Source organism: Methylophilus sp. DMC14, from assembly GCF_056314085.1.
The window spans coordinates 1-14,544 of sequence record NZ_JBQUZA010000008.1 but is presented as its reverse complement, the minus strand read 5'-3'; the positions used below and the strand labels follow the sequence as shown (position 1 = coordinate 14,544).

The window sequence follows — 14,544 nt, the reverse complement described above, 5'->3', positions numbered from 1 at the left end:
CCTCCATTGAATGAGCATGCGACATGCCACTCAAAAAAACCATCTCCGCGGGCGCAGCCTGCTTTACACCCTGCTCTGGCTGGGGCTAGCTGCACTGATCTGGTTTCTGGTAGACCGCGTACAACACCCCAACACCCTGGAACAACTCGGCCAGCAAAAAGTGGTGACGCTCAAGCGCGGCACCGACGGCCATTACAGTGCCGAAGCCCTCATTAATGGCGAACGGGTACGCGTTCTGGTGGATACCGGAGCCACCGGCGTCGCCATCTCACAAAATGTGGCAGACCGTTTGGGTCTGGTCAGCCATGACGCGATTAGCACCCACACCGCTAACGGCACGGCGGTCGCTTATTTGGTCAGGCTTAAAACCGTGCAACTGGGTGGCGTCGTCGCCCATGATGTCGCCGCGACGATTTCGCCTGGACTGGAAGGCGATGCCCTGCTCGGCATGAGCTTTTTAGGCAGAATGGATGTGCGCTTATACCAAGGCACCATGACCATTCAGAACGCAGAATAAGGCTGCTATTAAATTTCAAGCTATTTTCTGTAGCCGAATTCGAGCACAAACCACTGCGGATGCATCCCTGCCAACGGCTCCCTCAGCTTGGCCAATTCGGCTTCTGTCCCATGCACTTCAATCCGCACCAACTTAGACACTTCCCCCATCTCGTGCAAAATCGGCCGCAGGTTTTCGATGTGCGCCAACAGCGCTTCTGCATTGGTGAACCCTTCGCGGCAATGGGCCAAGTCACCGTGAAAGCTAAAGCCGTAATACAGGCAACCAGGCTCACGGGATGACCAGCTCACATATTTTTCGCAAATCGCCCGAAAGGCAGAAGCCTGGCCAGGCTGGATTTCAAAGTAGGGAGAGACGGAGACACAGGAATCGGTAGTGGCCATAGGATGAAACCAAATGATTGAATAATAGCGTGATTAATTGGCGAGTTCGGCGCCTTCAACCACGACCCGGAAAAACTGCAAATCGGCCTGGTCGATGATGCGGACACCGGTGGCCACTGAACCGCGCCGACCGGGGGCAATGCCGCCCGTAATTAACATCGAACGCGTCTGGTTGACCATGCGGCCACGGCTGTCGTATTGCAGCATGCGTACTTGCACGCGCCCCACTGGCACATTGCTGTTATTTTGCACGGCAGCGTAAACCATGCCGGTATCATCAGCCAGCGGACCAGCAGGCAAATAGCGGCCAGGGTTGCGTGGCAAATCGAGTCGCATGGCTCTTGCCGCAGCCTCTTTGCCGATTTCGGAATCTGAACTTGCCGCCAGTTGATAATGCTGCAACGCCAGGGCGGTTTCGCCACGCCCTTCAGCAATCTGCCCAAGCAAGGCATAGCCTGGCGCCGTTGGTAACAAGGCGTTGGCTTTTTTCAAAAAGGATTCCGCCTGTTCTTTTTTACCGGCATTAAACAGGGCAATGCCACTTTGCACATAGGGCTTGAAGTAGTCCGGTTGCATCTGGATGGCTTTGTCGTAAAACGCCAGCGCTTCGGTAGTATTTTTCTTGGTGAGGGCAATATCCCCCAGCAGCTCCTCGAAACGCGCTTCGCGCGGCTCAATGCTGATGGCTTTTTTCGCCAAAGTTTTTGCTTTTTCGGTATCGCCTTTTTGCAAGGCCTCTTTGCCTTCATCGTAGGCTTTATAAGCCTCGCGCGTCGCCATTAGTTTGGCGACTTTTTGTGCATAAATCTCTTTCCCCATCTCACCGCCAGTGCCCAGCTCAGCCAAGGTTTTTTCGTTGAGATCGACACGCTCTTGCGAAGGCGGGTGGCTGGCAAACAAGCCGGACAGAAAATCCTGCCGTTTGCCCTGACTGAGCCGGACAAAGGTCTCTTGCAGCGTCACCGCCGCAGCAGGGTCATAACCGGCAAGCTTCATATACTTCATGCCATAGTGATCTGCCTCGGACTCAGCCTCACGGCCATATTTGCTCGTGATCAGTTGCCCGCCCAATTGCGCGCCACCGACCACCAGATTGGCATAATTGGAGTCACGCGTGGCCAGGCCCACCGCCAGCATGGCCCCTTGCATAAAGATGCCACGCTCCATGCCTTTGGCACCATGCCTGGCCGCCGCGTGCACAATTTCATGGCCCAACACAGCCGCCAGTTCAGCTTCGCTGTGCAATTCGTATAACAGGCCCCGGTTAAACGCAATTTTGCCACCCGGCATGGCCCAGGCATTGGGCACTGAGTCATTGAGTACCACAAACTCATAGGGCAAATCCGGGCGGTCAGACACCGCGGCTAACCGCTGGCCGACTTGCTGCACATAGCGTGTCAGCTCAGGATCCAGCGTATAGTCGCCGCCTTGCGATTGACGCGCCGGGCTATAGTTTTGCTGGCCAATCTGGATTTCCTTGTCTTGCGAGACAAACTGGAACTCCCGCTCTTTGGTGACCGGATTCACCCCGCAAGCCAGCAGGCCTGCAGATACTATCAGCGGACAAAGAATGCTTTTTTTGATCATGTTCACGCCACGGTTCCCTGTGCAGCCTTTGCTTAAGTAATCACCGTAGGTTGCTGTCTACCAGTCAGCTGTGGCAACTGCGAAATCTGATGCGAGACCGTAATCAGTTCTGCCAATGCCTCCTGGGCATCGAGCTGTTGCTGAGCCAGGTCTTGCGTAAAGGCCTCCAGATAAACGCGGATGGTGGCACCTTCAGTGCCGGTGCCGGATAAACGGATCACCACCCGTGAGCCGCAGGCAAACAGAATGCGCAAGCCCTGGCCAGTGCTGACAGAGCCATCGACGGGGTCGGTATAACTGAAGTCATCCACCGTGTTCACGGTGTAGCTGCCAAACACCTGACCAGGCAAGCTGGCAAACTGGGCCTTGATATGTGCCATCACAGCATTGGCCTGCTCGGTGGGCACGCCTTCGTAGTCATGGCGAGAATACACATTGCGGCCATAGGTTTGCCAATGTTTGCGCACCAGTGACTCAACGCTCTCACCAGTGGCGGCCAGCAGATTCAACCAGCACAACACCGCCCACAAGCCATCTTTTTCGCGGACATGGTCACTGCCGGTACCAAAGCTTTCTTCACCACACAAGGTGACACGGCCAGCATCCATCAGGTTGCCAAAAAACTTCCAGCCGGTGGGCGTTTCGTAACAAGCGATGCCCAATTTGGCGGCCACGCGGTCTACGGCACCACTGGTTGGCATCGAACGGGCGACGCCAGACAAGCCTTTGGCATAAGCAGGGATCAACTTGGCATTGGCGGCAATCAGGGCCAGACTGTCAGACGGCGTGACAAAAAAGTGATTGCCCAGAATCATGTTGCGATCCCCGTCGCCATCAGAAGCCGCTGCAAAATCCGGGGCCTGTGCGCCATACGCCACTTTGACCAGGTCTTCGGCATAGGTCAGGTTAGGGTCCGGATGGCCGCCCCCAAAGTTTTCGGAGACTTCGCAATTCATGAGGCTGTCTGCAGATGCGCCCAGGCGATTGCCCAAAATCTCCTTGGCATATGGCCCGGTCACGGCATGCATGGCATCAAACGTCAGCCGATGCCCCGCGGCCAGCCAGCGCTTGATGGCAGCAAAATCAAACATGCTTTCCATCAGTTCAGCATAGTCACTCACCGCATCTATCACTTCAACCACGAAGCCATCCAGGGTGGTGACACCGATACTGGAGAGATCCACCTCTGGCAAGTCGGCCAGTTTGTATTGGCTGATTTGTTTGCTATTGGCAAAAATGGCATCGGTGATTTTTTCCGGTGCCGGGCCGCCGTTGCTGGTGTTGTATTTGATGCCAAAATCGTCATCCGGTCCGCCTGGATTATGACTGGCAGAAAGAATAATGCCGCCAAAAGTCTGGTATTTGCGGATCAGATGAGAAGCCGCCGGTGTAGACAGAATACCGTGCTGGCCGACCAGCACTTTACCAAAGCCGTTGGCAGCCGCCATTTTGATAATGATCTGGATCGCTTCTTTATTAAAGTAGCGGCCATCCCCGCCCAGCGTCAAGGTCGCATTGGCAGGAATCTCCAGCGTATCAAAAATACTTTGCACAAAGTTTTGCAGGTAGTGTGGCTGTTGAAACACGCGCACTTTTTTGCGCAAGCCAGAGGTCCCGGGTTTTTGATCAGAAAAAGCTTGTGTAGCGACAGTTTGAATCGACATGATATGGGCTTCGTGAAATGTAAAAAAATCTAAGCTTGATTGTATTACAAATTGATGGCAGTTTTGTGTGCGGCGGGATTTCTCCTTCTCCGCATGATTCAGGCTGCGCGATGACGCAGACTAAAATACAGCAGCGACAACGCGGCCACATGGCCCACCGGCAACCACAAGGCATTAAAATGCCAGCGCATAAAGCTGCAGGCGCCCAATACCCCGCCACAAACAAACCCGCCTATCAGCAACAAATACAGTGTGAGCCGGCGCTTATCCACGGCCTTGCCGCGCAAGCGCAAGCCCAGTGCAATGCCGATATCGGTAAACAGGCCCGAGACATGCGTGGTGCGCACCACGGCGCCACTATAGGTGCTGGTCATGGCATTTTGCAAGCCGCAAGCAGCCGAGGCCAGCCACTGTCCGCTGTGCCAGCCCGTATTCAATAGCAGGATAGCAGCGGCCAACAAGCCGGCCTCCAGCCATAACGCCCAATGATACTGGTGCCCGAGCTTGAGTGCCTCATGCCCGATGATGACACCACTGAGCATGGCGCCCAGCAAAAAAAACAGCATCACGCAAAGCAAGTGCAAGGCCTGCAACCCGTCGCCCTGCATGATTTCAATAGAGAAAAAAGTCGAAATCCCGGTGAGATGCGACACCGCCTGATGTCTGAAGCCTAATACCCCCACCGCATTAATAAAGCCGGCGTTCAATGCCATTAAAAACCCGCCCCACTCTACCCAGCGTGGCAATCGCTGCATCATATAGACCTCGAATCCTGCATAGACCAGACAGCCTTATTCTACGCCGAGTGAGCGACCTGATTATAAAAACTACGTAAAATCATGAGCCGTTTTTACGGATTCGCTTCAGGTCTGGATTGAAACACCCGCGTATAGTGAGAGTCATACAAATACATCAATCATGATGCATTTAAACAAACACTTAAGGAGACGATTATGTGGACTAAACCAGCTGCAACTGAAATGCGTTTTGGCTTTGAAGTAACAATGTACGTCATGAACAAATAATCAGCGCTTGTCTTAATCACAAGTGAGCTGAACAAAAAACCGCCGGACTCCGGCGGTTTTTTTATGACGGGTAAGTTCGCAGATATCCACGGTCTTTCACCCGAAAAACAATATGCTAGCGCTCAAAGGTGACCGGTTCCGGATGCCTGTTTTTCTGACGCACCACAACGGTTCCCGCAAGTTTGTCATGCCATCCTTGCTTTCGACGGTCGAAAGCCACCCACAGAATCCCCAGGCCCAGCGGAAGACCAGCAAGAAAATAGGACAGATAACGGCCGATAGATTGCCCTGTGGTTAAACTCTGTCCAGTTCTTGCATCGACTACTTTTGCTGAAATAGCCATTTTTCCCGGTGTCGCCTGCTTTGTCAGCCAGAAAATGATCACCGCCACGGCAGGAAACAACCACGACATGATGAAATCCATCGGGCCTTGCAGCATCTTTTGACTGGACCAGTAGGACTCGCCATATAAGGCGGTCAGGATTGGCCAGATAATCACACCCAACAAGATCGTATCAATGAGCGAAGCCCCGACACGCGCCCAAAAACTAACATACTCCAGTTCATCGACCTGCATGTATTCTCCCTGATAATGATGATTGAATGTTGAGCGCTGGCTAGCCTGCTGACCAACATTATAGCGACAACGGATAACCATGGACGACTGCAAGCTGACTGGTGGATGTCGCGAGGCAAAAGATGTTTCAGGACAGTTGTGACCATACCAGATTCAGACTCACACCGATCAAAAAAACGGCGAAAATGCGCTTCAAGACCTTGACCGGAAGTCGTCTCGTTAGGGCGACACCCATTGGTGCAAAGAGCATGCTAAAAGGCGTCAGCAGTATCACCGCGGGTAAATACAGCAGGCCAAACGTTTCTGGCGCATGTGCGGTTTGCCGCCAGGCATCTTGCAAATAACTGACCGTACTGGCCAGAGCAATCGGAAAGCCCAATACCGCCGAGGTCCCAATCGCCTGCTTCACCGACACATTGCGCATGGCTAAATAAGGCACCGTCAAGGTTCCGCCGCCAATCGACACCAGCGCAGACACACCGCCTATCAGCAATGAAACCAGGCCAATCTCAACCTTGTCTGGCACTTTATGCTGGGTCGGTTTGCGATCCAGAAATAATTGCACCGCCGCAAAAAAAGTAAAGGTGGCAAAAAACAGCGTCAAATACCTGGCATCCAGATGAATCGCCACCAGTGTCGCCAGCAACGACCCCACAAACGCCATCGGCACCATGGCCCACACATAGGGCCAGACAATATTCTGGTTTTTATGATGCGCCAAAATGCTGGACAGCGAGGTAAACACGATGCAAGCCATCGAGGTCGCCAGCGCCATATGAAACGCCGTGTCGGCTGCAAAGCCTTTGGCGACCAAAATGGCATGCAGCATGGGTACCAGCACAATGCCGCCACCAATCCCGAGCAAGCCAGACAAGACACCGACAATCACGCCCATCAGGCAAAACACAGCATATTGTTCAAAAAAAACGGTTAACCAGTCCATAGCAGTTTTTTGAATGATCAGGCCGCACAGTATACCTTCTGAGATTATTTTTTCTTTTGCATCCCACTTGTTTTGTTTAACTGCCCACGCACTAATTTTTGTTACAATAATCAAATGAACGAGATGGTTGATCAAAAAGCAGGAGGCAAGCGCCCCGGTGCCGGTCGCAAACCGGGCGCTGGCTTATACCAGGAAGCGACGACAGTCATGCGGGTGCCTGCCAGCCAAAAAGCCGCCATTCGCCAACTGCTGGCCAGCGATGCCCGCAAACAGCGGCAACCATCACCGGACAGCCTGGATAGCCCGCACTCTTTTGCGCAACCGGCGTGCGATACGTCAGGCATTGCCTTACCTTTATTTCAGTCCAAAGTGGCGGCAGGCTTCCCCTCGCCTGCGGATGATCATATCGAACAACGGCTGGACCCCAACGAATACCTGATCGATCAGGCAGATACAACGTTTTTTGTCACCATACAAGGCGAATCCATGATTGAGGTGGGCCTCATGCCTGGCGATAAAGCCGTGGTGGATAAAAACAAACAGGCGGTGATGGGCGATATTGTGCTGGCCATGATTGATGGCGAATTCACCATCAAAACCCTGTCCAGACAAAAAAATGGCAAACCACAACTGTTACCTGCCAATGCCTCAGGCAAGTACCGCCCGATTCTGATCGAAGACGACATGCAGTTTGAAATCTGGGGCGTCGTCATTGGCTCATTCAGGCGCTTCAGATAAGTACTTGCAGATCCGTCAAAAAACCCATTCCTGATCAGGCACACATCCGGGCACACAGTGCCCACCGACAGCTGTTTGCTGTGCCCCCCTAGCCAGGGTGCACTCGTTTTTTCATCACGCTTAAAAAAATCTTGATTATTGTTACAACAACGCTTGATTGCTGTTACAATAATTCCCATGAACGATGAAGACAATACACACGGCGGCAAAAGAGCGGGCGCCGGGCGCAAGTCAGGCACAGGCACCTACCGGGAAGAAACCTCGGTCATGCGCGTGCCTAACAGCCAAAAACCGGTCATCAGCGACTTTCTGGAGGCCTACGCGAAAAAACAGCGGTTGGCGCAGCTGAAAGACCATCTTGATCGCATTGAAGAATTTACACAGTTATCAGCTGAGCTTGACCAGGTCAGTTTGCCGCTGTTTGAGTCCAAAGTGCCCGCCGGATTACCGTCGCCTGCTGACGACCATGTCGATGCACGCATGGACCCGAATGCCTATCTGATCAACAAGGCCGACAAAACCTTCTTTGTCACGATACAAGGCGAATCCATGATTGAGGTGGGCCTCATGCCTGGCGATAAAGCCGTGATTGAAAAAGACAAGGTGCCCGCTGTGGGCGATATTGTGCTGGCAATGATTGATGGCGAATTTACGGTCAAAACCCTGGCCAAACAAAAAGATGGTATGCCCAAGTTATTACCCGCTAATTCATCAGGAAGATACGCCCCTATCCTGATCTCGCAACACATGCAGTTTGAAATCTGGGGCGTGGTGACTGGTTCTTTTAGAAAGTTTTAATCATGGCACGTCAAAATACCCCTGCTTCTCACTGGACAGATGGCGTTTGCAGAGCAAACGGTATCAATATTCACTACCTGCGCACTGGCGGCAACAAACCGACCATCATTGCCTTGCACGGCCTGGCCGGCAACAGCGTATGCTGGTCACCCATCGCCCGTGCGCTGGAGCAACACTATGACATCATCATGCCGGATGCGCGCGGCCATGGCCAATCCAGCGCACCCCTGCATGGCTACACCTATCAAGACCACGCCAATGATGTGATTGAGCTGATCCGCACGCTGGGCATCAAATCGCCTTACCTGCTCGGCCACTCCATGGGAGGCATGACTGCGGCCATGGTCGCCAGCAGACTCGGCCTGGCGATCAATGGCGTGATTTTGGCAGACCCAACCTTTCTGAGTGCAGAGTGGCCGCATGAGGTCTATCACCGCCAGCTGGTTGAGCAACATCAACAAATGCTGACTTCCAGCAAGGAAGCGTTATTTAAAGCAGACAAGGCGAAACACCGTTTTCGCGCCTCGGCCATTATCGAGCACCTGATAGAAGCCAGACTGCAAACCAGCCTGCAAGCGTTTGATGTGCTGATTCCACCGAATCCAGAGTTTGATGAACTGATCCGCAATATTTATGTGCCCACCTTAATGCTGCTTGGCAGCGAAGGCGTGGTCTCTGCGGAAACGGCGCGCGCCTTGCACCGCATCAATCCTGATCTGCAATACAAGGTCATTCAGGATGCAGGGCACGGGCTGCCATACGATGAACCCGCCCGTTTGGCGGCAGCGATTCATGCCTTCCTCAAACCAAGAACCGCCGCCAAACCGCGCCTGCAGGCGACACCGGGCATGTTCTCCATGCGCGCAGCCTACGCCTATTAATCAAACGCGACGTGCAAAGCCGCGGTCAGGCTTGCTAACAAGGGGAGCCGCGGCTAGGTGTCTGGTCTGCATGCGCATGCCAGCGCATCCAGCTGAATGTCGTATCAGGCAGCCGTCTTCTATGCTGACGGCTGCCATGCTGATGGGTGAAACATTGAGGCAACATCAAAAACAGCGCGTTGCAAACCGGCAAGAGAGCAATGCGTCGCGCACAAAAAACCCGGTACTAGGCGACCGGGTCTCTTGTCCGTCAGTCAGAACAATTATTTGTTCATGACGTACATGGTTACTTCAAAACCGAAACGCATTTCAGTTGCAGCTGGTTTAGTCCACATGATTGATCTCCTTGTTGTTGTCCCGGGCCGACCCCATGTCTTGCCCGTGTGAAAGTATTATCGACCCGGTGAGCCAAAATCCTGCTATTGCCGATCATGAACAAGGATTAGGGAATTTCATGAAACACACCTCATGCCAATGACCGCGACAGACTGCCCAAGCATGCATGCACGCACCATTGCACTGATTGATGTGAATAACTTTTACGTGAGCTGTGAGCGCGTGTTTAAACCCGCATTGCGCCAACGGCCCGTGGTGGTATTGAGCAATAACGATGGCTGCGTGGTCTCGCGCAGCGCCGAAGCCAAAGCGCTGGGCATCGCCATGGGCGCACCCTGGTTCCAGATTCGCAAGCAGGCAGAACGCGCTGGCGTCATTGCCTTCTCCTCTAACTATGCCTTGTATGCAGACATGAGCAACCGCGTCATGTCCATCTTGCGTCAGTTCAGTCCGGCACAGGAGATTTACTCCATCGACGAATGCTTTCTGGAGTTGACCGGGTTTACGCGGCGCGATTTGACTGAGTATGCACAAACCTTGCGGCAAACCATCTTGCGCGGTACAGGTTTAGCTGTGTGTGTCGGCATAGGCGCCAGCAAAACGCTGGCTAAACTCGCCAATCACTGCGCCAAGCATACCCCTGCCATGCAAGGCGTATGCAATTTCAACGTCCTGCCGCCAACCGCGGTAGATGCCCGTCTCGCCGAAATACAGGTGGATGAAGTCTGGGGAATCGGCCGCCGCCTGGCCGCCACGCTGCATGCACGTCCACTAGCGATTCACACCGCCTATGACCTCAAATACAGTGATGCCGAAACCATGCGCAGGCGCTTTAGCGTGGTGATGGAAAAAACCATCCGTGAACTGAATGGCACCGTGTGCCTGGAACTCGAAGAAGTGCGCGGGCCGCAGCAACAGATTTTGAGCACACGCAGCTTTGGCCAGCCGGTCAGAGAAATCGAAGGCCTGTCTGAAGCGCTGACGTTGTATACGACCCGCGCTGCAGAAAAGTTACGCAAAAAACAGCTGTTTGCTGGCAGTGTCTATGTGTATATCCGCACCAGCCCCTTCCGCGAGGACAGCCGCTTTTACAGCAATGCACTCACCGTGCCACTACCGGTGGCCACGCACGATACCCGGCAACTGGTCAAAGCGGCACTCTGGGCGCTCAGGCGCATTTACCAGCCCGGACACGACTATGCCAAAGCCGGCGTGTCCTTGGGCGAATTGGTGCCTGCGCAGGCAATACAACAGGATTTGTTTCATTCAGGGCCGCAAGCCGACAACACTGCGCGGCTGATGCAGGCCATGGACGCAATTAACCGCAAAATGGGCAGAGCTACCTTGCGGCTGGCAAGCGAAGGCCGGCAACAGCCCTGGCAAATGAAGCAAATGCGCAAGAGCCCGAGTTATACGACCAACTGGAAAGACCTGCTGTGTGTGGATTGAGAGTAGTGACTTAACAAATAAAAGGCTTAGCTTACTCGCTTGTTAGCTCGCATCAATCAGCCCATGTTTCATGGCCAGCCTGACCATTTCTACCGGGCTGTTCACAGAGAGCTTCTGCTTGATCAGGGTGTAGTAATTGGCCACGGTTTTCTGGCTGATTTTCAGCATGTCTGCCACCTCATCCGCCCGTTTGCCCTCGGCCAGCAGCCGGAACACCTCAAACTCTCGTGACGTCAGCTGTTGGAGCGGATTACTGTCGCCCACCAGGGTTTGTAACGCGACTTTCTGCGCCACATCCTGACTTAAAAACGTGCGCCCTTTGGACACATCCAGCACGGCTTGTACCAGGTCCTCAGCCACGCCGGTTTTAGTCACATAGCCTTTCACACCGGTTTTAAGCGCCTGTGCGGCAAACGAAACGGCCTCATGCATAGAGAAAATGACGATCCTGGCTTGCGGGTAGCGCTGCAAAATACGCTTGGCGGCTTCTAGCCCGCCCATGCCTGGCATGGAGATATCCATGAGCATCACATCAGGCATGACCTCACCATACACCTGATAAGCCTGTTCGCCCGTATCCGCCTCGGCGATAATTTCTATCGACTTGTGGCTTTCAAGCAGACGCCTTAACCCTGATCGCACCACTGTGTGATCATCTACCAACACCACCTTGACTGTCATACCGCTGCTTCCTGAAATGCTTCTGTCATCTGAAAATGGATTTCTATGCGCGTCCCCTGACCAGGCGCCGTATGAATATGCATGCGCCCCATCAAGCCCTCTACCCGCTCTTGCATCCCGGCCAAGCCGTAACCGCGCGTTTGCGACTGCGGATCAAAGCCCCGTCCGTCATCCTCCACCATCAGGTAAAGGCCGTTGTCGGTCTCCTTCACCTCAATCGTCACCCGTGTCGCGGCGGCGTGCTTGCTGATATTGGTCAAACACTCCTGCAAAATGCGGTACACCGTCACCGACAGCGCTTCATCCGGCTGCGACAAATGGTTAGAAATCTGATTCAACACCATAATGCCGCGATTGCGGTCGCGCCAGTGATGGATCAACTCCGCCAGCGCCAGGCTCAACCCCAATTCATCCAGCACACGCGGACGCAAGCGCGACAAAATATCCTGTATCGTCACCATCATTTGCCGCGTAATCTGCGCAATCGCCTGCGCACTCTCCCGCGCCGAGCTGAGCTTTTTCGCCGCCACCAGCGCACTCGCATCCACATGCACCGCGGTCAGATACTGGCCAATCTCATCATGCAAATCGCGCGCAAGTTTTTTACGCTCCTCTTCCTGCAAATGAATAATCTGCTGGGTCAAGCGGTGGTTATTGCGGATGCTTTGTTCAAGCGTGCTCGCCATACTGTTGAACTTGTCACTAATCTCGCTCAACTCCACCTGCTCAAAACCCGGCAACCGGCTCTGGTATTCACCGCGCTCAATCTGGTTCAAGCCATGAATAATCTGCTTAACCGGCTTAAACGTCGCCCGCACCGTCCAATACACAAACAGCAGCACACTCAAGCCAAACAAACTCACAATCGCAAGCAAGCCAGACGTATCATCCCAAATCTCGCGCAACTCAAAACTAGGGTCCGGCGTAATCACCAACTCGCCAATAAAGCGGCCATTTAAAATAATATTTTTGCGCTTGGGCTCATTCAGCACACTAGAAATATCCAGCAACTTCACAAACCATTTGGGGGGATCTTCCCCGCTATGCGTCAGCCGCGTACTGCGGTTAGATTCGCGCAAGCGGCCATTGTTATCGTAAAAATCCACCTTCAAATGGCGGATATTCTTCAACTCCTCCAGCCGGAAGATCTGAATCCCCTCTTGCTGGTTATGCTGCAACCAGCCAAAGTCCGTCATGTAATGGGCAATCTCCGCATCCAGCAAATGCATCACCAGATTACTGGTCGACTGCACCTCCGCCAGCACATCCTCGCGCGCGTTTTTAACCACCGACACAGCCCACGTCAGCAACAACCCAAGCAATAACAGGGTAATAATCAGATTGAGTTTGAATTGAAGGCTGAGAGATTTCATCATGCTAGGGGGATTTTAAAGAGTATTCACCAAAAACATTCGGGAATTTTTCCCTATTCATTCGTACAGCAAGAAATTATCAAGGCGTGGGGTCACATGGTCGATTGTAGCGCCTAACAAAAAACTTGCCAGCTCACAACAAAGACCTATTGGACGGATTGCTTCTTGCTCAAGCCAAACTAGAAGGCCTGGAACTGTTCTCGGCAGACTCGGCTTTTGATGAAAATGCCATTAAAAGGTATGGTTTGTTGTGTAGAGCTGATAGAAGTTGACGCAGTTAAGGTTGTATTTTAGGATGGTCTAAAAATTAATAACAGCTTGAAAATGTTAAATAAAAACCTTAAACCTTCAATCAAAAAAGCATCAATGCCGGAAAGTTTTGCGTCATTTAGGATGCCTACTGTACGTTAGGGTTTATGTTCAGTTTATTTAGGAAAAAGTCGCCCAACCTCTTGGCTCTCCAGCAACTTGAGCGGATTGAGGCTGAAATGAGGCGCATTGGCTTTTGGACAGATACTCCACCACAGCTAGAAGCAATTGAGTCCGGGCAAGTCTTCCCGACTTTCGAACAATGGCTCCAATGTGTTTTTTTACCTAAAGCAAGAGAGGACGCAAAAAAAGGTAAATCCCAGAAAAATTACGAGTTAGGACTACAGGCCATGCGAGAGTATGACTATCATTCGCGGATAGAAGAAGCCCACCCACTAATGTGCCTACTTAGAGACTATGATAAATTAGGCAAAAATCATGGTTCGAGAAATTAACCCTAACCCATCATTCAAGCGGGACGCCTAACGGCACCCCTTAATTCAAACGTTAGAGCTTAGGTACAAAGATTTGAGACTTATAAAAGCAACGCTGATACTAATATCTTTTGTTTTATTGGTTTGGCTCATTTTTTTTCCATATTGGCATTTTTATTGGGCAACAACTTGTGCTGTTTTATTTCTACCAGCAATGGTTATAGCAAACCTAATTTTCAAAAACACATTTGAAATTAGAGAGCCTAAGTTTAAGCCTTTGCTTAGTAGCCGCATAAATCTGTTCGACCCTCTCTTTATAAGCACTTTGGGTTTGGCGTTGATTTTTGCTTACCCTGTACCATATGGTTTTCAAATACTAAATTTTTTACACTTTTTTATTTTGGCGACGATTATTTTTTGTATTCTTACTGCGGTTATATGGGTGTGCTTTCGAGGGCATGGTAACTTGTCGTCAATTGCAGGCCTCATGATTTTTTATTCTCTTTTTCTAACTGGCTATCTTAACGAAATAGGTCCAATATCTACTGAGGTTGTTTCAAAAGGTTTGATAACAGAAAAATTTAAACAAATCAAAGGCCTTGGTAATACATTCGTGATCGGAACCAACACTATGAAAAATCGAGTTGGGGTTACTAAATCCGACTATGAAAAATACGCTATCGGAATGGAGGCATGCGCAAAAAATGTGACGGGTTGGCTTGGTATAACCACTAGAACATTTATCGAATGTAATACCGCTCTAACCCCTCCATCAAGCGGGACGCTGGACTTGCCTTAGAAAAGTAGACACATCGACCTAACTTTTTAGGAGATGTGAAATGGCAAGAA

At 52.0% G+C, this 14,544-nt stretch carries 17 protein-coding genes; 8 read left to right on the top strand and 9 right to left on the bottom strand.

The features are described 5' to 3' along the window. Window positions 1–10: 10 nt before the first annotated feature. A complete protein-coding gene (locus ACT53C_RS13520) occupies window positions 11–517 on the top strand; it encodes a retropepsin-like aspartic protease family protein (protein ID WP_194747354.1) in 507 nt (168 codons plus the stop codon). Between the two features lie 20 nt (window positions 518–537). Here ACT53C_RS13520 and ACT53C_RS13515 read toward each other — a convergent pair whose 3' ends face one another. The 4 genes from ACT53C_RS13515 to ACT53C_RS13500 form a co-directional block, all read right to left on the bottom strand. Continuing rightward, on the bottom strand, window positions 538–900 hold the full coding sequence (locus ACT53C_RS13515) for a putative quinol monooxygenase (protein ID WP_194747355.1): 363 nt from the start codon (window positions 898–900) through the stop codon (window positions 538–540). Between the two features lie 33 nt (window positions 901–933). After that, window positions 934–2,487, bottom strand: coding sequence for a M48 family metalloprotease (locus ACT53C_RS13510; protein WP_194747562.1), 1,554 nt, complete (start codon window positions 2,485–2,487; stop codon window positions 934–936). A gap of 32 nt (window positions 2,488–2,519) precedes the next feature. Continuing rightward, window positions 2,520–4,151 (bottom strand): alpha-D-glucose phosphate-specific phosphoglucomutase, encoded by a 1,632-nt coding sequence (locus ACT53C_RS13505; protein ID WP_194747356.1) that lies wholly within the window; start codon window positions 4,149–4,151, stop codon window positions 2,520–2,522. A gap of 98 nt (window positions 4,152–4,249) precedes the next feature. Then, complete coding sequence (locus tag ACT53C_RS13500) at window positions 4,250–4,909, bottom strand: YoaK family protein (RefSeq protein ID WP_194747357.1); 660 nt, start codon at window positions 4,907–4,909, stop codon at window positions 4,250–4,252. 195 nt (window positions 4,910–5,104) lie between these two features. Between ACT53C_RS13500 and pqqA (ACT53C_RS13495) the strand changes: the two genes are divergently transcribed. Continuing rightward, entirely contained in the window at window positions 5,105–5,176 is a 72-nt protein-coding gene (gene pqqA / locus ACT53C_RS13495; RefSeq protein ID WP_081624291.1) for a pyrroloquinoline quinone precursor peptide PqqA, read from the top strand. A gap of 115 nt (window positions 5,177–5,291) precedes the next feature. On the opposite strand, the gene ACT53C_RS13490 is transcribed toward pqqA (ACT53C_RS13495), so the two are convergent. Both ACT53C_RS13490 and ACT53C_RS13485 read right to left on the bottom strand, forming a co-directional pair. After that, window positions 5,292–5,753, bottom strand: coding sequence for an RDD family protein (locus ACT53C_RS13490; protein ID WP_379077098.1), 462 nt, complete (start codon window positions 5,751–5,753; stop codon window positions 5,292–5,294). A gap of 127 nt (window positions 5,754–5,880) precedes the next feature. Next, on the bottom strand, window positions 5,881–6,696 hold the full coding sequence (locus ACT53C_RS13485; protein WP_379077095.1) for a sulfite exporter TauE/SafE family protein: 816 nt from the start codon (window positions 6,694–6,696) through the stop codon (window positions 5,881–5,883). A 114-nt stretch (window positions 6,697–6,810) separates the two neighbouring features. Between ACT53C_RS13485 and ACT53C_RS13480 the strand changes: the two genes are divergently transcribed. The 3 genes from ACT53C_RS13480 (at window position 6,811) to ACT53C_RS13470 (ending at window position 9,113) form a co-directional block, all read left to right on the top strand. After that, window positions 6,811–7,434 carry a LexA family protein gene (locus tag ACT53C_RS13480; RefSeq protein WP_476146812.1) on the top strand — a complete coding sequence of 208 codons (624 nt, stop codon included), beginning with the start codon at window positions 6,811–6,813 and terminating at the stop codon, window positions 7,432–7,434. A gap of 177 nt (window positions 7,435–7,611) precedes the next feature. Further along, window positions 7,612–8,232 (top strand): LexA family protein, encoded by a 621-nt coding sequence (locus ACT53C_RS13475; protein WP_194747360.1) that lies wholly within the window; start codon window positions 7,612–7,614, stop codon window positions 8,230–8,232. A 2-nt stretch (window positions 8,233–8,234) separates the two neighbouring features. Continuing rightward, complete coding sequence (locus tag ACT53C_RS13470; protein WP_476146809.1) at window positions 8,235–9,113, top strand: alpha/beta fold hydrolase; 879 nt, start codon at window positions 8,235–8,237, stop codon at window positions 9,111–9,113. 263 nt (window positions 9,114–9,376) lie between these two features. On the opposite strand, the gene pqqA (ACT53C_RS13465) is transcribed toward ACT53C_RS13470, so the two are convergent. Next, window positions 9,377–9,448 (bottom strand): pyrroloquinoline quinone precursor peptide PqqA, encoded by a 72-nt coding sequence (gene pqqA, locus ACT53C_RS13465; protein ID WP_081624291.1) that lies wholly within the window; start codon window positions 9,446–9,448, stop codon window positions 9,377–9,379. A 133-nt stretch (window positions 9,449–9,581) separates the two neighbouring features. On the opposite strand from pqqA (ACT53C_RS13465), the gene ACT53C_RS13460 reads away from it, so the two are divergent. Then, complete coding sequence (locus tag ACT53C_RS13460) at window positions 9,582–10,898, top strand: Y-family DNA polymerase (protein WP_476146808.1); 1,317 nt, start codon at window positions 9,582–9,584, stop codon at window positions 10,896–10,898. Window positions 10,899–10,940: 42 nt separating this feature from the next. On the opposite strand, the gene ACT53C_RS13455 is transcribed toward ACT53C_RS13460, so the two are convergent. Together ACT53C_RS13455 and ACT53C_RS13450 are read right to left on the bottom strand one after the other, a co-directional pair. Beyond that, window positions 10,941–11,579 carry a response regulator gene (locus ACT53C_RS13455; protein WP_194747364.1) on the bottom strand — a complete coding sequence of 213 codons (639 nt, stop codon included), beginning with the start codon at window positions 11,577–11,579 and terminating at the stop codon, window positions 10,941–10,943. Continuing rightward, on the bottom strand, window positions 11,576–12,955 hold the full coding sequence (locus ACT53C_RS13450) for an ATP-binding protein (protein ID WP_476146805.1): 1,380 nt from the start codon (window positions 12,953–12,955) through the stop codon (window positions 11,576–11,578). The genes ACT53C_RS13455 and ACT53C_RS13450 overlap by 4 nt, the downstream gene beginning before the upstream one ends. Before the next feature lie 413 nt (window positions 12,956–13,368). Between ACT53C_RS13450 and ACT53C_RS13445 the strand changes: the two genes are divergently transcribed. Continuing rightward, a complete protein-coding gene (locus ACT53C_RS13445; RefSeq protein ID WP_194747367.1) occupies window positions 13,369–13,716 on the top strand; it encodes a YqcC family protein in 348 nt (115 codons plus the stop codon). Between the two features lie 73 nt (window positions 13,717–13,789). Next, the gene (locus ACT53C_RS13440; protein ID WP_476146803.1) at window positions 13,790–14,494 is read left to right on the top strand and encodes a hypothetical protein; all 705 of its coding nucleotides are present in this window, start codon (window positions 13,790–13,792) and stop codon (window positions 14,492–14,494) included. Window positions 14,495–14,544: the final 50 nt, after the last annotated feature.